This is a genomic window from Testudinibacter aquarius (assembly GCF_004342725.1).
Taxonomy (GTDB): domain Bacteria; phylum Pseudomonadota; class Gammaproteobacteria; order Enterobacterales; family Pasteurellaceae; genus Chelonobacter; species Chelonobacter aquarius.
Genome location: NZ_SMCP01000006.1, coordinates 56,174 through 73,310 on the forward strand (window position 1 = coordinate 56,174; position 17,137 = coordinate 73,310).

Here is a 17,137-nt window from a genome sequence, read left to right on the forward strand (position 1 = left end):
AAAAAGTCCGATTTAAGACGAAAAGAAACGGTAAGCTACGAACAAGAAAAAAGCCTAGCGGCTTGTATTCTCTAGGCTTTCCGATAAGTTACGAACAGTAACGATATGTTTTTTGGTGCTGGCGACATCTGAATTAATCGCTGTAAACCGCTTAAATACTGGCATTTATTCAATTCAATTTTTGATCGTATTACTAACTGTATTACTAAAAATAAAAATCACAGAAAAATAAAAAAATCGAAATAAAAAAATAAAATTTTTATGGGGGGGTTAGCTCCTTATCTACTATTTTAGTCTTAATCTCATTTAACATATTGATATTAAAGTTATTTATTACTAGTAGTTGGTTGATTAGATGAAAAGTACCTCGTTTTTGTTTTGAAAACAGCTACTACTTTTTGACGGCAACAAAAAAGGGCGGTTAAGCCCTTTCTGTGTTGTTGGTTCTGTTATCCCTCCCACTCTTCAAACGTGGCGTGGCGGTCTTTCCAGTAAATATTAGTGAGCTGCGCATTGTCTTTTTTACGCTCTTCTAGCGTGGCTTTTTGCCCGGCTTCTTTCAATGCGTCCGGCAGTGCTTGCTTGAATGATAATAGGCTTAAGCGCTGGCTGTAATTTTGGCAATCACAATATTTGAGATAGGCTTGATAAAGTGCGGTGTCAGCGTTGCGCTTGCTGGTTCCGCTGCCCCAATAAAGCCCGCTGATTTTGGCATTTTTATCTCTTGGAGAATCGTTTTCATTTATCGGCACCACCTTAAAAGCTGAGGCAAAATCGATCAGATGATTAGCTTTCTGCTTGATATTAAGTCCGTCAGAATGGCTTCGAAACGCTTCTAATATCTTGCGGGCTTCTTCCGGATTATCCTGAAATCGGTTTAGCAGCAAGTGAACAATGCCGTAAATTTCACCTTTGATTTTATCAATAAAGTTCACATCTTTTTTGCTTTCGGGAATTGGCTTATCAAAGAAAATAATCACTCGGCGGCGTGCGATACCGCCGTTTCTGTCAGTAAATAAAATCGGGTTATTGGTGATCATCATATAGTTAGCCGTTGGCTTGTAGTCAAACGGATCTTTATACAACAATTTAACCGTCATCACATCGCCCCCAGTGAATGCCTTTAAGCCATCTGCGCTGCCGCTGTAATCTTTTTGATCGGGTGAGTACGCAAAAGACTTTCCAATAAATAACGATCGGGTTTCTGGCTTATCAAAATCTTTAATTGCCATGATCACGCTGTTGCCTCGGCCGCTAAGTGTGGCGGCGATTTCCCCTAGTAATGACTTGCCGGCACCACCAACGCCGGTGACCTCAAGAAATAGACCCCAATGGTGTTGATTGGTTAGAATCATGTATAGCCCTGCCAGAATTGCCGTTTTCTTTTCTTGGCTGCCGCTGGTGGCAAAATTTAGCCAATCATTAAAGTGCGGTGTTGCCTTGCTGGTGATATTACAAGGGAAATTATCAATCATACGCAATCCCAAGTCAGGATTGTGCGCAATGAATTCTCCGGTCTTTTTATTGAGTGCGCCATTCGTAAAGCCGATGTAATCCATGCTTTCTATTGGCATTTCATCAATGCTTAACGTAATCAATTCCGCTAATTTTCGTAGCGTATTGATTTTAAAATCCGCTTTTTTATCACGATAAAAGGCAAGCGCTTTACGCTCTAACCGCTCTTGAGCAACCTCTTCCCAAACTGCGCCTGTGTATTGGTAGGTTTTGCCCAATGTAATGTCACGTCTTAGTGGGGAATCATGCCACCTTAAGAATGCTTTAACTTTATCGTCATCGCTGGCATGGTGCAGATCGATTTCAGTATCAAGAAGTGATTCAACAACCAGCTTATTTATATCGTCTTCACCTGCCCGCACTTTAGACAGTTTTTCGCTCAGGTCTTGCCGTTGAAGTGCTGAATCATAAAAATTCAAGGTTTTGACTTTGCTATGCTTCGCAATACTGGCAATAATCCCCTCAATCTCACTATCCTTTAATGTGCCTGCTTGATGAATAGAGGCGATTTCTTGCTCTTCCGGTACTATTGCCACATTTGGCAACTTCTCCAATTCCTTAGAACCAACAAGAACTGGAATATCATCTTTTGACAACTTGCGCCATTGTGAAATCCTTTCCAGTGAGGGCTTGGCATACGCCAGCCCCCCGGCTATAATGATTAATTCCTCTTGGTAATTTCTATCTTGTGAATTGAAATACCGTGCTTTAGTTAAGTTAGACATCACCCCTCCATTGCGCTTTGTGCGTTGCCGATTAGCGTTTCTATCGTCCAAAGTACATCACAAATCAAATGGTTTTTCAGGCTAAAATCGCCTCCGCATTCTTGGCTATAGTCTTGAAGTAAGGTAGTAAGGGCTTTTGCCTGCGTTAAGTTTTGGTTAATCATGTTTTGTTTATCGAATGAGATATTAGTCATGCTGCACCTCCTCACCAGTCATTACAATTGTTCTGTGGGGCAATGGTGCGCTTTCTTCAATCATTTTCTGATGACTGGCTTTTGCTTGTTCTCGCCAGTCAGCGCCTAGATTGTCAACATTGATTATTTGGCTGATATGGTTCAGGTTGCCGCCTGTCCATTCGGTAGCATTGGCTAGATATGCTTCACCTAAAGTCTGATCAATAAGCTGCTTAATGTCGGGGATCTCACACAAGGCTTTAGCTAATATGTGATAGTTCACAAAATTCACTGCCAAAGAGGCGATTAAGCCGATTTGCTCGCCTTTTTGGGCTTCAATGTGTCGAACTTCACTAAAGTCTTTTGGTAAGTGATAAGCCTCGGTAAGTTCATTACGGTACAATTTCAAAAGGTTCTCGCCATCCTCGGTGATCAAATTACCCTCGGCAGTTTTCGCCATAACCGATTTAAAAATAGCGTTTGGGGTTGGTTTTGAATTACGCATAAATCACCCCCTGAATAGAATTAGCGGCTAAAGTGCGGTTGATTCGCCCGGCAAAGCACAACACATAATCACGGGCTAATATGGCTCGTGCCTGTTGCTCGCTGGTGGCGGCAATGCGTAAACGGTGAATTTGATTGGTGGTGTCGGTGCGGTTGATACCGATAAATAAATAGATCATGGCTGTAACTCCGTGTTTGATTTTAGAAGTTACCGCTGAAGTTTCGAGGCTTGGGCGGTAACGTGCGACGGGCTCGAAAACTGCGATACACGGAACACAGCAAAGGGCGAAACCTTTCCCATCGCACGCCACCATTGATAGAAATTTACCCTCCCGAAAATTCGGGAACGTATTTGCTTTGGGTGTGCGAATGCTACGCATAAAAAAACACGCATTATTAGGCGTGTCATGCGCCGTATATCTATTCGAGTTTCGAGGCTCGGCAACCGATTTTGCGGCTGCGGGAACAAAATAACCTAAAGTGCGGTCACTTGTAAAGTGATTTGGGTCACGTTTTTGAATATTGGTAGGGTGTCCGCCGTTGGCTGATACCGCCGCCAACGTTTGGGTGCTAATGGTTTTTCGGGTATAATCTGGCTTAGCCATAGTCTTATCCTTAGTAAGATGGTTGGTTAGAACGCCCTTGAGTGTTGCGCCACTTTGGGGCGTTTGCTTTTTGGTGCTTTGTTTGTTATGGTAATTACCATGATTTAAACTATAATATATGGTACGTACCATTGCAAGGGGCAATATGAAAAAAGTTGAAAAAAGATCACCGCAATACCAGATGCGATTAGTTGAAGAATTTCGCCAGCAGTTGGAGGAACAAGCTAAAATTGATGGCGCTGGTTCACTGGCAACGTGGATTAAACGGATTTTGCGTAAAGAACTCTCTGCCCGTGGCATTGAGCCGAAAGGGTAATAGATTGATTTTAAAGCAAAGCGCAAAATTGCGTTTTGTAGGATTGAAGCAACCGAATCAGAAATTACGTTAAAAACTGAATCAGGTAGGGTAGAAGTTGAAAAATTATCATTGCAATAATTTTCATGTTTGATAAAATTATCATGATTTAAATTCATAATAGCTCCTTTGGATTAAATCACCTGTAAGTTAAAAGTTTTTGCCGGGTGTGGTTACCCGGCATTTTTTTAAGCCTTAATTTGTCGAATAGCGCTGGTTACATCGTCTATTGTGATTGGGCGTACATCGTGGCAGCGATTCCGCTCGCGTTGCTGATAGCGCAACTTCTCATTAAAAAGGCGGACAAGTTTGACAAAATGATCGGGATTTTTAATCGTGTAGCGGGTGTAGTGTCTGCCTGCCTCGGTTTTTTCCCTCTCTTTGTGAATCTGAATATATAAGGTTCGTTCTAGTTCGCTTATTTCATTGCGGGCATTCAGAAAATGAACTTTGAAATATGTTTCTTTTTCGCTTACACCCTCCAACGGTTTATAAATCAACTGGCAAATAATCATCATTAATCTAGTCATTATGCGGCTCCTCTAGTTGCTTTCTGTTGCTCGATCCATTCGTTAACTTCGGCTAAATCCCAGCGGATAAAGTTGCTTGTCAAGCGGATAGGCTGCGGAAATTGATTTGTTTTGACTAACTCATTGAGTTTTGTGCGGCCAAAGGACAGCATTGTCATTAAATCGGCAGTGCTGATCCATATTTGGTTTTTTGTAGGACGGTTTTTTGATGTTTCCATTAATAAATCCTTTCATCTGGTTAATAACGATAAGTTTGTTGTCTAGACGAAAGTAATTTAACTGAATGATTTGAGAGGAGGAAATGATCAAAGTATCTTATGATCAGATTTAGATCATAAGATACTTTGATCATGAGTTTGCGGATTTTTTAAATAATTCCGGCTTCTTTTAGCCATCTTTTCACGGTGATTGGTGTTACTTTTAATTTAAGTCTTGCTAAAACCTCTCTTGCTAGTTGACTGTCATTTATTTCAGTACGGTTAGATTTAATCTCCTTAGCAGTTTCGCAAACTTGTTCTTTTATTCTATCCTTTCCATTATATTTATTTTGCCCTGTTTTCTTTCCATTAAAGTGGTTTTTCACTGCTGGCATTACATCAGATTTTTTTGAAAGAAAAACGGAGTGTGCCTTGATATTATTCAGCATTGTATCAGCTATTAAATTATATTTAATTTTTATATCTACTGCATGATCAAGATAGCCATTAACTTTTTCAGAATTAATCATGTTTCTAGATGTAATAGTAATTAATAGATCAATATAATCTTTTTCTAAGTTTAAAATCATTTGTTTTAAATTTTCACATTGTAATAATATTGTTTGATTAGCATCTAATATTGATTTTTTCTTTATACTATTAATGACAAGATTTCGCATAGCGTCATTATCTAAGGCATTGGCGATTCCGCTTGTTATTTCTGAATCGAGTTGTTCTTTTACAAGATTTCGTAACTCTTCTTCTGTCATAGCTCATTATCCTTTGTAATTATCATCAAGGAAATCATAACAAAAGTGGGGCTGTGAAAAAACTTGTTTATGGATCATTATCTGACTTATGATAAAATATGACCGTTCAGCAAAATAGTTTGCTGAATAATTTGATTAACTAACCACTCGTAAGCGGTAAAGTTAATCGTGATAGGTAATGAAATCCCACCTTGCCAGTGGGATTTTTATTTGGTTCCGGCTAGCTTTTTCATTTCGCTAAAGTAGATTTCAAGTGCTTTATTTGTTGCTTTATCTTTGCTTTCGTTAAAACCTTTTTCCATAAACGGGCGGGCTTCCATTTTCTTAGTGCCATATTCCAACATCCACCAGTAAAATGGATCGGTTCTGTCTTTGGTATTTTCGCCAACTCTTGCCATTTTGCGCCCCTTGGTTCGCATGATTCTAATAATGGCTATCCCTGAATTGCCGTCTTTTCTGATTATAGTTTTATGCCGGATATTGTTTTTGATCGTTCCCCGTTGTCGGAAATTAGAACTACGCTTTAATAACGGCGCTTGGGGCTTGATCGTATTTTTTACCTCTTTAGCGGCCGCATTTAATCCCTTTCTCATGGCTTTTTTATGATCTTTTAATGCGCCCGTTACTTTACCGACAAAAACAGATATTTGTTTATCAAATGTACTCATATTATAGGCAGCCTCACTAAATTAGATTTCTTTCATCTATAATAATATCAAGAATAATAAAAAAAGCACTACTTTAGTAGTGCTTCCTCAATGTTATTATTTCTTAAATGCTATTATTTCTTAAGCAGCATTTTTATTTTTATGAATCTTTTTTCTACCATGTGCCTCTTGTCCTTTAAACAAAAAGCGATTATCATCAAGCATTTTAGGGGCAGCATTTATTAACAACTCCATTGCCTTTCCGGTGCGCTCATAAACTTCTTTAGCTGAAAATTCTACTGATTTTTTCATATTATCCACCTTAATTACCTTTGATGCTATCTTCAATAAGATTTTGTAATTTATCCATTCCTAAAATAAAATCTTCTTCGCCATCTTCTACGAATCCAAATTGCTTATAATAGCTTCGTAGAATTTCGTTACCTTTTTCAACATCAATTAGCTTAATATATTGACCTTGAATTTTTGACATAAATATAAAAGTGGCAAACATAGAAAATAAAAACATTTTCCCATCTAGATAGATACTATTACCAAACTTTTCGATGCCATAAATCTCTAATGTTTCAGCTTCAATTTTATAAGAGGCTAAAAAAGCACCTATTGGCGCATCAATTCCTTTGCGTGTTGCATCCTTTAATTTAAGACAAAAGTCAAAACTACTATCTGTACTATAATAACAAGTAATAATGTAATCCCAATTTAGCTCCCCATAACCGCGTTGGAGTAGTATAAAGTCATTATCGTTTATGCTACCTACTGCAATAGGTAAATTAAATTGTTCAAGGAGTAACTGAAAATCACATAGGGTTGCACTAATTAGGTGTTCAAACTTCATCTTGTAACTTGTCGTCTTTGCTTGTAGCTTGCCGTTGCTTGTCTAGTCATTCTAGCCGCTCTACTTAAAAATATCAACTATCGCTATTTTGTGACTTTTTTAGTCACCTGCCGAATTAATCAATAAAGGTTTTTGCAGTGCTTTTTTAACGTCGTTTGTTGGTGCTATTGGTTAGGTTATAAATCTATGCCGTTGAAGTTATCAAGGGCGGTTTTGTGTGCTTCGCTCATTTCAAAAGCAATATCGCCATATTCAAGTTGATACGTGCCGAACGCCATTAAAAAAGCAATTGCCGGGTCAATTTTGTTAGCCGATTTCTTTTTGTTGGGCTTGATGTTGGCGTTGGCGTCAGTTTCCATGACTACATTAGATAGCGCCCAGGTTAAAACCGGATCGCCGTTGTGTTCGATGACTTGCCGATTGATCAGCACTTCCGCCGATTTCGCTACCGGGCTGAAACGTTGATAAGTTTGCGGAAACGGCTCTACTTCAAGCTCTGCGCCTTGTAACTGGGTTCTGAGGTGCGTGGCGTTCCAGACATCAAAGCCGATCATGCTGATGTCAAATCGTTCTGCGTCTTTTAAAATGTCATCTCGAATCGTGTCATAATCGATACAATCGCCCTCGGTAGTGCGTAACCAACCTTGGCGCACCCATTGCCGATAGATAGCACGGTTCTTGTTGGCCACGTTGTTAAGCTGAAATTCGGGGATATAGTGCCGGGCATACAACCGCACTTTGTTACCGTGCGGAAAGGCATAACATACGCTGGTTAAATCGTTGGTACTGGATAGGTCCAAGCCCATATAGCATTCTTTGAGGTGTAAATCGTCTTCGCTGTAATCCCGTTGACACGCTGCCCAGTTGCCATCACCTAGCCACGGTGTCGAGCCTTGGCACCACACATTAAAACGCTTGGTCAGCATTTCCACCCATTCCGACGGTATACCTCGTGCTTTCTTGATGGTGTTTTCAAAGTCTAAGTGCGGTATGGATTTGCCGATATTGGGATTAGCCTTGATCCAATTGTCGGGGCTGTCGATTTCGCTCTCTTCGTCCAGTTCAAAAATCAGCACAAATAATGAATCGTTCTGCTCGTTGCCGTCTAAAATTTGACAACAATAATCATAATGCTGTTTACAGGCAGAAATCACATTGCTTCCGGCAGTGGTAATGGCAAACAATAATCCCTCAGGGCGTGCGCCTTGTCCTAATTCCAGTGCGCTATACACGCTGTTATCGCTGTGTAAGTGGTACTCGTCCACAATGGCTAGGCTGGGGTTAGTTCCCTCAATGGTGCTTGACTTCGCCGCCAGTGGACGCATAAGGCTGTTGTTTTTCGGGTAGATCATTTTATGCTGCAATATGCTGACCCGTTTTTTAAGCGGCTTCGATAACAAGCACATTTGGCGCGCGTCATCAAACACAATTCGGGCTTGGTCTCGGCTCACAGCGGCGGTGTAAATATCCTGTTGCCCTTTCTCCATAATCAGAAACCAATTGGCAAGCACGGCGGCAACGGTAGATTTAGCATTTTTGCGTGCGACTTGAACATAAGCGGATCGGTATTTTCTCAATCCGGTCTCTTTATGCTTGAAGCCGAACAGGTTGGCAAATAAAAATTGTTGCCAGTCTGAAAGCTCAATGGGCTGACCGCGTAAGTGTCCTTTAACGTGAGGGCATAGACGTGAAAAGGCGATAAACTGCGCTACAGTCGTTTCATCAAACACATAAAGCGGATTATTCAGATCTGAAAAATACCGCTCAACAGCCTGTTTTATGCGCTTACAAGCGATAATTTCGCCATGTTTAACGGCTTCTGCGTAGTCGTGCCATTCGCTCATTTATGCCCCTAGCTGATCTAATTCGTCTAATTCTTCCGTTTCCACTGGCGTTTTACGGCGGCTGACAGGATCGAAGCCAAGCAAAGACGACATTTTAATCATGATTTTCTCTGCGTCCGCCTTGGCGGTCAGTGCCGGGTTGCGTGCTTCCGTGCCTTGGGAATTGGTGATCGAAAATCCACGCTGTGCCAAGTCTTGAACCGCACGGCGATAAAGCGAGTAATTCAGGCAGTACATCTCCAGATGAACTAAATCCGCGTCTTGAATATCGCCACGCTCCAAGAGTTGTTTAATTCGGGCTTTCCATTGCTGTGTTGCGATCTCGTCTAAGTAGTCAGGTGCTTTCGGGGTTTTGCGTCTCGTCATTGTGTGTCCTATATTTTCAAAAAAAGTGTTGTGCGTAAAAATTTGAGGGGGCGGGCGGTTCTTAAGGGAAGTTTCTTTGTTTTTGAAACTCCCCCCACCCCGTCAATTACCTTTTTGATTCAGCACTATTTAAAGATCGAACAAAGTAACAGCACAACATCGTATCTAGCCTCAACGGATTGTGCCAACTTGTTGTATTCACCTACGGTTAGCTTCTCTAGCGCTTCATTACTTGGAAGCTTGATAGAGCATAATTCCCGCTTTAATTGATTAAACTCTTCAGCCTCTGCTTTACTGGCTTGTATGTTCAGCTTAGATAGCTTGCTCCATAAGTGCGGTCTGCGTTCTTTAACGTTGTTTAGTAACTCTTCCAGTTCTGGATCGTTTTTCCAATTGCTCATAGTCTTAGTTCCTTGTAGTTATGTTAGTAAGTTTCATTTCTTTTCTTTGCACCAAATCCCCGTTGGTCTATCACTCTGGTCTTGTAGCTGTGACAGTCACGGCATAGCGCTTGATGATTGTCGGCAGCCCAGAACAGTGGATCGGCTTGACCGTTCTCAATTGGCTTAATGTGGTCTATCACCGTTGCCGGGGTGTACTTGCCTTTAACTAAGCACATCACACATAGCGGGTGCGCCTTGAGGTATTGCGCCCGGTACTTCGTCCAGCGGCTATCATAGCCACGTTGTGAGGCTGGCAGGCGGTTATCCTTGGGCTTGTGTTCGTCACACCGTCCGAACTGTACTTTGTTACGGCAGCCGGGATAGGTGCAACGCCGCAAGGGCTGAAAGGGCATAAGCCACCACCTCAATATAAACCGGGTTCACGGTACACATTCCATAGCGCACTGATTGCCATCGGTACCATGTGAAGTGCGGTATCGGTGGCAATCTCTCGATTGGCATAAAGATGACCGACATACATCAAACAGCCAATCTTGATAGACTGGCTAAAGGGTACCGTTTTATCGGTCAGGCTATCGCTAAAGGTTTTGCCGATATGCGTTTGCGCCACCTCAAGGGCGGCCGCGATATAACCCTGAATCAAGTTATCATCCATATTGTGATCCAAACTTAACTGTGCCTTGGCTTCGTCTAAGGTGATTAAATTATCGGGCATAAGCTTCCCCCTCTTTACACATCAGCTGTATTTCTCGGTGGCTTTCTCGGCTGTCTATCACCGAATAAATCGCTAATATCCGTTCGCCATACTTCAACCGCATTTTGTTGGTGATATTCGGTTGATAGCGGATTCTCACCCGGATAATATTTTCACCCATCATGTATGGCCCGCTAAAATATTCCCGTCCCTGCAACGGTTCAACGGCAGCGTGGACCGTAGTGACATCTTCCCATTGGGTTGTATGCTGTCCGTAATTGCCTGCGGTATGAATCGGGCGCTGAATTGCCACCTGCTTGTTATAACGTCCGGCGCTAATCATTCTTGCCATCGTCCGCCCCTTTCTCGTTGCTACCTTTTTTCACTTCAACGGTTTGCTTCCATGCTTGGCTAAATTCATCGCCACCAGCATAGGGAGTTAAGCCCTCTTTACGGCGCACTTCATTCGGACACATCACACCGGATTTAATCGCCACATCGTAGCTATTGAATCTGTCGTTTTGACTGGTGCGCAATAAATCACTGGTGTCAAACTCAATCAGATAGCGCGGGGAAGTGCGGTTCAAATCCACCATCAGCGCGTCTTTCAGTTGCTGCTCAAAATTGGTCAGCCACGGGCGCAAAGTTTGTGATAAAAATGCGCGGCTGGCTTCGCTGAAATTGCTGTAGCTGCTATTGGAATAGTCTTGTAAAAAGATCGGGCTGATATTGAAAATTCGGGCAATATCGCTAATTGTGAATGTGCGGCTCTGTAGCCATTCTGCGTCTTGGTTGGTCATGCCCAATTGTTTATAGTCCATTGAGCCTTCAAGCACGGGGGTTTTACCTGCATTCTTGGCACCGGCATAGCGTTCAAGGGATTTAATCACTTTATCCCCCTTAGCCGCGTCCAACCATTCGGATGTGGTAATTAAGCCGCTTGCCATTAAACCATTTTTCATCACTGCCGATCCGTGGCGTTGTTGCGCTAATCCCAGCCCTATGGTTTCCCGGCAAATCGTAATCGGGGAACGTCCCATAAAGCCGTCATCGGACGAGTGCCGCAAGTGTAAAATCTCGTCCTGTAGATAGGTTTTAACCTTGCCGCTTAAATCGGTGATTTGGTAAATATAGCTGCCGTTGGTCATGCGCTGAATATTAACCGCACTTGGCGGATAAGGCGTTAAGGATAGCGGCTCGCCTTTTTTATCCCACTCAATCACCGCATAGGCATTACCATTTAACAAGCAGTGCCTCATCATCGTGTATTTGAACTGGTACGGTGTTTGATTGCGGTTCGGCATTTCATTCAGCAAGAAATCTACCGGACTGTTAAATACCCGCTCCCGTCCGTCCTTTTCCAAGCGATACAGATAACAGGGCATAGCCGCCACCGCTTCGCTAATTACCGTGACTGCATTCAGCACGGCGGGCAAGGCTTCGGCAGTGGACGGGCTGACAAATTCCCCGGCGCCTGTATTACTTAACCCAAGATACGATAAATACTCGTCAACGGTGAACGCATTGCGCTGTTCGGTTTTGCGTTTGAATGGCCACATCTTACACCCCCGCCAGCTCAGCCCAACGGTTTAAGAGTGCGCTAGGCTGTTGCCGTTTCCGGGCATCTGCCATTGACCGTTTGGCAAGCTGAACACTGCTTTCCGGATAAGCGGGAATACTGGTGATCGTAATTTCTACCAACTCGGCACGGTTTACAGTGCGCAAAATCGGCTCTTGCTCAAAATCCCACGAATCGGAAAGCGTGCGAAAACCAAAAGACATCCCCGTAATATCGCCACGCTCCACCGAAACCAATAAATCACGCCCTAGCGTGGTGTCTGGCGGCACTAACTCAAAGCGTAAGCCGGTGTTATCTTCCACCAGCGATAACGTACCTGCGGCGGTTCTGCCCAGTAATTTAGTGTGGTCGTGTTCAAACAGTGCCCGCACGTCTTGCCCTTCGGCTAACGATTCCGCAAAGGCATTGGGGGCGAACTGCTCGATAAAATCCCATAGCGGTTTAGATTGACTGTTCCAGCGCACCACATAGCCGATTAATTTTTGGTTATCGGCTTGCAGCGTGACAGATCTGACTTCAAAATCTTTCATAATACCCCCTTAAATTGTACCCTCTGAACGTCGTTCGTCCCGCTCATTTTTCTTATCTGCCTCCGCTCGTTCTCGATCGGCTCGCGCATTTTCTGCTTCTCGCTCTCTGTCTCGCTCGTTATGCTCACCATACTCAAACGGTTTCGGATAGCGATTGCCGGAGGATTTTGCCAGTTGTATCTTTTTCTCTTCTTCCTTACGCATAGCCTCTTTCTCGGCTTCTGTCGGCTCTGGAATAAAGGTGTCAACCCCTTGAGAAATCAGAATCATACTGACCATCATCCGCCCGTATAACAGCGGAATCGGGCGGTTTTGTGGTGACAGGTTTTGTAAGCCGGAAAAAGAAGAGCCCGTTTTTTTGTCACTGTTACCGAGCTTCATATCCATATTGGGTGGCTTGGTCAGCATTTGCGAAACACCACCCAATACCATCGCTCCCCCGGCTGCGTACATCTGCGTAGCATAAGGCGCAAATGCCGGTACAAAATACGCCGCAGCAATTAACACCAGACCAAAGACGGTTTGAAAAACCCCTGCTTTTTTCGCACCTTTCAACACCGGCGTAATATGCAGTACCGCACCTTTCGATAATATTTCATGCAGCCCTTGGCTTAGATTCTGTTCCGACAAATAACGAGATCCGATCCGCACTTTATATACGCCTCGCATAATGTGCTGCTGCAAACCCTCGATCTGAGATGTCATGCACTTAATCGCTTCGGCACCGGTAACAACCGCCAGTTTTAGCGGTTTATCATCAGGGATAAATTGTTTAAGATCGCCGTAAAGTTTAACTGTGAGCATTTATGTTCCTGTTGATAAAAAAGGGGACTTGCAGCCCCCTGATTTCCTCGGCTTAAGCCTTGGTTTCAATAAATTTGATGGCGTTGGAATCCACCACACCACCACCCAAATATTTATCGGTGTGGACTTTATAAAAGCCCGGCTCGGTAATATTATCCGGACGGGTGCGAACGCCGGTAGCGTGATCCACAATGTAATAACCGCGATTGAAGTCACCCAAGGCGATCACCGCTTTACCTGCGCCACCTGTCGGCATGGTTTCCAAATAATGAACAGGTAAGCCTAACAGCGTAGCGGGCGCACCAGCGGATAAACCATCACGCCAAATATAATCGCCATTACCGTTTTTCAGTTTTTGAAGTTGAGCAGCAATTGCTGAACTCATGACCCACACCGCATTTTTGCGATATTTACTGTGTAAGGCATAGAACAAGTCAATCAAGCTGTCAGCGGTAATCCCGGCTGCGTTAGCCACTTCCAATTTTTGAAGGGTGCCAAAAGCACGGGTTTTGTCAGCAGTAGCTGCGCGGGCATAGGTTAATAACCCTTTAGCTTTCTTCGTACCGTCACCGCTGGTTAAGTCCGATTCTTCGGTTTCGATAAAGGTTTCGCTGATTTCTTCTGAAAGCCAATCCAAAATATCAATCGAGCTAAAATCCAGAATTTCCTGAGTGGTTTTCGGATAGGCATAAATCGCATTAAGCGCAATCGTCACCTCGTTTAGTTTCGGGCTGTTGGTTTCAGTGCGGGCGCTTCCCTCGGTGCCGTGTTGAACAGTGGCACCACCTGCGGAGACTAATTTTTTGAACTCTTTCGCCCCGACAGGCAAGCGCACCACATGGCAGATTTGACGCATAACGCTGTCATCGGTCAAGCGGGTCATGACTTGCTTATCCAACTGCGGAATGACCGTATAGCCACCGTCATCACTGGCGGTAGTGGATAAAGAGCGCAATTCACCCGTTTTAATGTAGTGACGTAGTTCATCATTGCTAAATTGCATTGTTTTAGTCTCCACCGGTTGCCCGCTTTGACTGCGCTCTTCATCGGCTAACGATTCGTAACGCTCAATATCGGTTTTTAGGGTGGCAGCTTGAGAGCGCAGTTCATCAAAGGTTTTTGATTCTGCCTCTGACAAGTTACGGTTCTCGGTTTCGGCTTGGGTCAGCAAATTGCGCATATCCTCCGCCAGTTTCGCCTTTTGTTGGCGTAATTCGAGTAATTTTTTAAACATAGATGAATCCTCTAATTTGTTCGTTGTTCGCCGTAATCAATGGAATAACTTAATGTTGCCGATTTCCAAGCGTGTTGCTCTGTGTCAAATTCATAACCGTACCCAATATCTGCCCGGAACTGGCGAATACTTTTATAACCATAACCAACCTTGATTAATTTGGCTGCCTGTTCCGCTATATCATCTAGACGATCTTCACCCTCAAATAATGGAACAAAGATAGTAATATCAAGCGTCCCATTCCATTCCGTTACACCAAACCCTGCGGCTTCACAGGTAGCGTTAGGGATTGAAACGGAAATTGACGGCAATTGGTTTTGAACATCAGGAAAATAAGCAGTACCGCTATAAAAATGCTTTACGCCCTCAAGATTAGCGGCAAGCAGATCAATAACGTCTTTTCTAACAATTTTATGGATATTCATAGATTACCTTTTATCTTAATTAAGACGGCTACAAGTAGCCCATATCATAAGATAACTACTTCTAAGGCGTTGTAAATAGAGGATTTTTAAAGCGAAAGGGTGCGAAAAGATACGAACAAGGAATTTACAAAAGGATTTGTGAATAATCGGATTTTTTCATGAATTGGGCGTTATTCTCGATCTTACTTGTGCCAAGGAATGAAATTGATAAACCTACTTTTACCCCCTTACCTATTCTTTATCTATTTATTCATCTACTTATATTTTTTCTTTAGAAATCAAAAAAATAAATATATATAAGAGTAAATAAATAGATAAGTAGATAAAACTATAAAAGTTTAAAAAAATAATATGTGGATATAAAAAAGCCAACCGAAAAGGCTGGCTAGTGTTCTCTTGGCTTAAGCATTAACAACTTGTAGATGAAACCTTGGTATAGCGTTTTGTGCGGCTTGTTCGACATAATCACCCCACCATTGCAGCATATCAAAACGATGTGGCAGATATTCCGCCCTGAGGTAAGCCATACGCACGTCATCGTTATTGATATGTGATAATGCCACTTCGATCAAATCTTTATCAAATCGTCGTAGTCCGTCGGGTGTTCTGGCTTCGTTTAATGCGGTACTGGCTATCGCTCGCATTCCATGTGCCACCAGCTTGCCACGATAACCAATTCTTTTAATGGCAGCGTTAGCAGTTTGTGGATCTATATGACTTGACGGATTTTTAATACCCGGGAATAAATACGTTTTGCCACCGCTGAGCTTTTTAACTTCGTGAAGAACGGCGATAGCCTGCCTTGATAGCGTAACTTTATGCTCTCGTCCCTCGTCAGTCGTTTTTAAACCTTTTTGAATGTAGATAGTCCATATTCTTTCTTTCTCGTTTATATCGCTGTAGCGAGCTGTGGCGGCTTCTGCTGGGCGTGTCATGGTCAATAGTTGCCATTGAATCAAAAGACGCGTAGTGCGCGTTAAATTCGCATTTGCGAGGGCTGTCAAAAATTCGCCCAATTGTTCCGGTTGGATTGCTTTCATGTGGGTAACGGTTGGGCTATCGAACTCTTTTCCAATATTGGCAATAGGATTGCTTTCAATAATTCCACGGTGTAGGGCATAAGTCATGATTTCATTCATTTTCTGAATTGCCCGCTTTAAGGTTTCCAACGTTCCTCTGATCTGTAATGGCTTAAACGCATTGATGGCCATAAGTGCGGTAATTTGTGTTATTGGCAATTCGCCAAAGTGCGGGATGATATGGCGTTCGATCATGCTCCAAGTGTCAGCAGCTGTTTTCTCTGAAAAGCGGGCACGGGTTTTGCGTTCTTCAAACCATGCCGCTGCAATTTTGGCAAACGTATTATTATCCGCCTGTTGCTGCCGTTCGGTTTCTTGTTGTTGGTAGAGTTGTGGATCGATATTTTGAGCTAGTAAGGCTTTAAATTCCTCTCGCTTGGATCTTGCTTGAGCAAGAGAAAAATCAGGATAATTATTGAGGCTGATATAGGTGCGCTTTTTGCTTATCGGCTTGTAATAATTAAATTGCCATGTTTTCACCCCGCTGGGTTTTACCAATAAATACAACCCACCACCATCAGCAAGATGATAAGGCTTTTCTGATGGTTTTGCTTTATCAACTTGTGTTTTCATTAAAATCTTAACAGTCCTAGCCATATCAAGCCTCCAGGCGTTTTTAGTAATACGGTTTTTAGTAATACGATCGGCATATTACTAAACGTATTACTAAAATTCTAGATTTAAGACGAAAAGAAACGGTAAGCTACGAACAAGAAAAAAGCCTAGAGGCTTGTATTCTCTAGGCTTTCCGATAAGTTACGAACAGTAACGATATGTTTTTTGGTGGAGCTGGCGGGAGTTGAACCCGCGTCCGAAATTACTCTACCTTCAGTCCTACATGTTTAGTCAGTCTTTAATTTCACTTACCCACTGCGGACAGACACGCGACAGATAAACTAGCTTGATTCAATTTAACGTTTCGATCCGCAAGCGGAGGCGTCCACGCGATCTCGTTTGGGTTTGACTCCTCTTGATCCCCGCCTTACGAGCGGAAGCTGGGGAGAGAAGGCTAAGAGCAGGTTATTAAGCTGCTAAAGCGTAGTTTTCGTCGTTTGCGACTATTGTTTTGCGGTTTGTTTACGAGGCCTACCGCACCTCGACATGCACCTTGGGCTTCGCCAATCCCGTCGAATCCAGAATCAGCCCCAATAGGTTTGTTATATTAGCAAAAAACAGCGTCAAACAAAAGGATTATCCTTTTTTATCTTTAGTCGTCATTTTTGAAGAATAACAAAGTGGAAGTGTGAAAATCAGGAAAGGGTTGCAAATAGTTTGCTCGCTGTTCGAAAAATAAGCAA

The 17,137-nt window shown here is 42.9% G+C and carries 23 protein-coding genes and 1 other RNA gene; 1 reads left to right on the forward strand and 23 read right to left on the reverse strand.

Annotation, left to right across the window (positions count from 1 at the left end; translation table 11 throughout):
* Nucleotides 1–449 precede the first annotated feature (449 nt).
* The 4 genes from EDC16_RS07585 to EDC16_RS07600 are packed head-to-tail and all read right to left on the reverse strand — an operon-like array spanning nt 450 to nt 3,522.
* Nucleotides 450–2,240, reverse strand: coding sequence for a DNA primase family protein (locus EDC16_RS07585; protein ID WP_132967032.1), 1,791 nt, complete (start codon nt 2,238–2,240; stop codon nt 450–452).
* A complete protein-coding gene (locus tag EDC16_RS07590; RefSeq protein ID WP_132967035.1) occupies nt 2,240–2,434 on the reverse strand; it encodes a hypothetical protein in 195 nt (64 codons plus the stop codon). The genes EDC16_RS07585 and EDC16_RS07590 overlap by 1 nt, the downstream gene beginning before the upstream one ends.
* Entirely contained in the window at nt 2,427–2,918 is a 492-nt protein-coding gene (locus EDC16_RS07595) for a hypothetical protein (protein ID WP_132967037.1), read from the reverse strand. Before EDC16_RS07595 ends, EDC16_RS07590 begins: the two co-directional genes overlap by 8 nt.
* Entirely contained in the window at nt 2,911–3,522 is a 612-nt protein-coding gene (locus EDC16_RS07600) for a host cell division inhibitor Icd-like protein (protein ID WP_132967039.1), read from the reverse strand. The genes EDC16_RS07595 and EDC16_RS07600 overlap by 8 nt, the downstream gene beginning before the upstream one ends.
* A gap of 145 nt (nt 3,523–3,667) precedes the next feature.
* Here EDC16_RS07600 and EDC16_RS12695 point away from each other — a divergent pair, with 145 nt between their 5' ends.
* Nucleotides 3,668–3,838 (forward strand): hypothetical protein, encoded by a 171-nt coding sequence (locus tag EDC16_RS12695; protein WP_165894220.1) that lies wholly within the window; start codon nt 3,668–3,670, stop codon nt 3,836–3,838.
* A gap of 227 nt (nt 3,839–4,065) precedes the next feature.
* On the opposite strand, the gene EDC16_RS07605 is transcribed toward EDC16_RS12695, so the two are convergent.
* The 19 genes from EDC16_RS07605 to ssrA all read right to left on the reverse strand — a co-directional run bounded on the left by EDC16_RS07605 (nt 4,066) and on the right by ssrA (nt 16,986).
* A complete protein-coding gene (locus tag EDC16_RS07605) occupies nt 4,066–4,407 on the reverse strand; it encodes a hypothetical protein (RefSeq protein ID WP_132967041.1) in 342 nt (113 codons plus the stop codon).
* Nucleotides 4,407–4,565, reverse strand: a complete 159-nt coding sequence (locus EDC16_RS07610) for a helix-turn-helix transcriptional regulator (protein ID WP_232517241.1) — start codon at nt 4,563–4,565, stop codon at nt 4,407–4,409. The genes EDC16_RS07605 and EDC16_RS07610 overlap by 1 nt, the downstream gene beginning before the upstream one ends.
* 209 nt (nt 4,566–4,774) lie before the next feature.
* A complete protein-coding gene (locus EDC16_RS07615; protein WP_132967045.1) occupies nt 4,775–5,374 on the reverse strand; it encodes a hypothetical protein in 600 nt (199 codons plus the stop codon).
* A 206-nt stretch (nt 5,375–5,580) separates the two neighbouring features.
* Nucleotides 5,581–6,042, reverse strand: coding sequence for an HK97-gp10 family putative phage morphogenesis protein (locus EDC16_RS07620; protein ID WP_132967047.1), 462 nt, complete (start codon nt 6,040–6,042; stop codon nt 5,581–5,583).
* A 120-nt stretch (nt 6,043–6,162) separates the two neighbouring features.
* Nucleotides 6,163–6,333, reverse strand: coding sequence for a hypothetical protein (locus tag EDC16_RS12700; protein WP_157330487.1), 171 nt, complete (start codon nt 6,331–6,333; stop codon nt 6,163–6,165).
* 10 nt (nt 6,334–6,343) lie between these two features.
* Nucleotides 6,344–6,880: a hypothetical protein gene (locus EDC16_RS07625; protein WP_132967049.1), complete on the reverse strand. Its 537-nt coding sequence runs from the start codon at nt 6,878–6,880 to the stop codon at nt 6,344–6,346.
* A 176-nt stretch (nt 6,881–7,056) separates the two neighbouring features.
* Complete coding sequence (locus EDC16_RS07630; protein WP_132967051.1) at nt 7,057–8,724, reverse strand: terminase large subunit; 1,668 nt, start codon at nt 8,722–8,724, stop codon at nt 7,057–7,059.
* On the reverse strand, nt 8,725–9,090 hold the full coding sequence (locus EDC16_RS07635) for a phage terminase small subunit P27 family (RefSeq protein ID WP_132967054.1): 366 nt from the start codon (nt 9,088–9,090) through the stop codon (nt 8,725–8,727).
* Between the two features lie 125 nt (nt 9,091–9,215).
* Nucleotides 9,216–9,491 carry a hypothetical protein gene (locus EDC16_RS07640; protein ID WP_132967056.1) on the reverse strand — a complete coding sequence of 92 codons (276 nt, stop codon included), beginning with the start codon at nt 9,489–9,491 and terminating at the stop codon, nt 9,216–9,218.
* 23 nt (nt 9,492–9,514) lie between these two features.
* The gene (locus EDC16_RS07645) at nt 9,515–9,886 is read right to left on the reverse strand and encodes an HNH endonuclease signature motif containing protein (protein ID WP_132967058.1); all 372 of its coding nucleotides are present in this window, start codon (nt 9,884–9,886) and stop codon (nt 9,515–9,517) included.
* Nucleotides 9,887–9,897: 11 nt separating this feature from the next.
* Complete coding sequence (locus EDC16_RS07650) at nt 9,898–10,209, reverse strand: head-tail connector protein (protein ID WP_132967060.1); 312 nt, start codon at nt 10,207–10,209, stop codon at nt 9,898–9,900.
* Nucleotides 10,199–10,540: a phage head closure protein gene (locus EDC16_RS07655; protein WP_132967062.1), complete on the reverse strand. Its 342-nt coding sequence runs from the start codon at nt 10,538–10,540 to the stop codon at nt 10,199–10,201. The genes EDC16_RS07650 and EDC16_RS07655 overlap by 11 nt, the downstream gene beginning before the upstream one ends.
* Nucleotides 10,524–11,747, reverse strand: a complete 1,224-nt coding sequence (locus tag EDC16_RS07660) for a phage portal protein (RefSeq protein WP_132967064.1) — start codon at nt 11,745–11,747, stop codon at nt 10,524–10,526. The genes EDC16_RS07655 and EDC16_RS07660 overlap by 17 nt, the downstream gene beginning before the upstream one ends.
* Before the next feature lies 1 nt (nt 11,748).
* Nucleotides 11,749–12,300 carry an HK97 family phage prohead protease gene (locus EDC16_RS07665; protein ID WP_132967066.1) on the reverse strand — a complete coding sequence of 184 codons (552 nt, stop codon included), beginning with the start codon at nt 12,298–12,300 and terminating at the stop codon, nt 11,749–11,751.
* 6 nt (nt 12,301–12,306) lie between these two features.
* Entirely contained in the window at nt 12,307–13,101 is a 795-nt protein-coding gene (locus EDC16_RS07670; RefSeq protein WP_132967068.1) for a tail assembly protein, read from the reverse strand.
* Between the two features lie 52 nt (nt 13,102–13,153).
* On the reverse strand, nt 13,154–14,335 hold the full coding sequence (locus tag EDC16_RS07675; protein ID WP_132967069.1) for a phage major capsid protein: 1,182 nt from the start codon (nt 14,333–14,335) through the stop codon (nt 13,154–13,156).
* Nucleotides 14,336–14,346: 11 nt separating this feature from the next.
* The gene (gene gpU, locus EDC16_RS07680; protein WP_132967071.1) at nt 14,347–14,760 is read right to left on the reverse strand and encodes a phage tail terminator protein; all 414 of its coding nucleotides are present in this window, start codon (nt 14,758–14,760) and stop codon (nt 14,347–14,349) included.
* A 401-nt stretch (nt 14,761–15,161) separates the two neighbouring features.
* Nucleotides 15,162–16,436 (reverse strand): integrase arm-type DNA-binding domain-containing protein, encoded by a 1,275-nt coding sequence (locus EDC16_RS07685; protein ID WP_132967073.1) that lies wholly within the window; start codon nt 16,434–16,436, stop codon nt 15,162–15,164.
* Nucleotides 16,437–16,620: 184 nt separating this feature from the next.
* Nucleotides 16,621–16,986, reverse strand: a transfer-messenger RNA (tmRNA) gene (gene ssrA, locus EDC16_RS07690).
* Nucleotides 16,987–17,137: the final 151 nt, after the last annotated feature.

Coding starts and splice junctions, on each gene's coding strand:
- EDC16_RS07585 (WP_132967032.1), bottom strand. CDS start 2,240: ATGTCTAACTTAACTAAAGCACGGTATTTCAATTCACAAGATAGAAAT.
- EDC16_RS07590 (WP_132967035.1), bottom strand. CDS start 2,434: ATGACTAATATCTCATTCGATAAACAAAACATGATTAACCAAAACTTA.
- EDC16_RS07595 (WP_132967037.1), bottom strand. CDS start 2,918: ATGCGTAATTCAAAACCAACCCCAAACGCTATTTTTAAATCGGTTATG.
- EDC16_RS07600 (WP_132967039.1), bottom strand. CDS start 3,522: ATGGCTAAGCCAGATTATACCCGAAAAACCATTAGCACCCAAACGTTG.
- EDC16_RS12695 (WP_165894220.1), top strand. CDS start 3,668: ATGAAAAAAGTTGAAAAAAGATCACCGCAATACCAGATGCGATTAGTT.
- EDC16_RS07605 (WP_132967041.1), bottom strand. CDS start 4,407: ATGACTAGATTAATGATGATTATTTGCCAGTTGATTTATAAACCGTTG.
- EDC16_RS07610 (WP_232517241.1), bottom strand. CDS start 4,565: ATGACAATGCTGTCCTTTGGCCGCACAAAACTCAATGAGTTAGTCAAA.
- EDC16_RS07615 (WP_132967045.1), bottom strand. CDS start 5,374: ATGACAGAAGAAGAGTTACGAAATCTTGTAAAAGAACAACTCGATTCA.
- EDC16_RS07620 (WP_132967047.1), bottom strand. CDS start 6,042: ATGAGTACATTTGATAAACAAATATCTGTTTTTGTCGGTAAAGTAACG.
- EDC16_RS12700 (WP_157330487.1), bottom strand. CDS start 6,333: ATGAAAAAATCAGTAGAATTTTCAGCTAAAGAAGTTTATGAGCGCACC.
- EDC16_RS07625 (WP_132967049.1), bottom strand. CDS start 6,880: ATGAAGTTTGAACACCTAATTAGTGCAACCCTATGTGATTTTCAGTTA.
- EDC16_RS07630 (WP_132967051.1), bottom strand. CDS start 8,724: ATGAGCGAATGGCACGACTACGCAGAAGCCGTTAAACATGGCGAAATT.
- EDC16_RS07635 (WP_132967054.1), bottom strand. CDS start 9,090: ATGACGAGACGCAAAACCCCGAAAGCACCTGACTACTTAGACGAGATC.
- EDC16_RS07640 (WP_132967056.1), bottom strand. CDS start 9,491: ATGAGCAATTGGAAAAACGATCCAGAACTGGAAGAGTTACTAAACAAC.
- EDC16_RS07645 (WP_132967058.1), bottom strand. CDS start 9,886: ATGCCCTTTCAGCCCTTGCGGCGTTGCACCTATCCCGGCTGCCGTAAC.
- EDC16_RS07650 (WP_132967060.1), bottom strand. CDS start 10,209: ATGCCCGATAATTTAATCACCTTAGACGAAGCCAAGGCACAGTTAAGT.
- EDC16_RS07655 (WP_132967062.1), bottom strand. CDS start 10,540: ATGGCAAGAATGATTAGCGCCGGACGTTATAACAAGCAGGTGGCAATT.
- EDC16_RS07660 (WP_132967064.1), bottom strand. CDS start 11,747: ATGTGGCCATTCAAACGCAAAACCGAACAGCGCAATGCGTTCACCGTT.
- EDC16_RS07670 (WP_132967068.1), bottom strand. CDS start 13,101: ATGCTCACAGTTAAACTTTACGGCGATCTTAAACAATTTATCCCTGAT.
- EDC16_RS07675 (WP_132967069.1), bottom strand. CDS start 14,335: ATGTTTAAAAAATTACTCGAATTACGCCAACAAAAGGCGAAACTGGCG.
- gpU (WP_132967071.1), bottom strand. CDS start 14,760: ATGAATATCCATAAAATTGTTAGAAAAGACGTTATTGATCTGCTTGCC.
- EDC16_RS07685 (WP_132967073.1), bottom strand. CDS start 16,436: ATGGCTAGGACTGTTAAGATTTTAATGAAAACACAAGTTGATAAAGCA.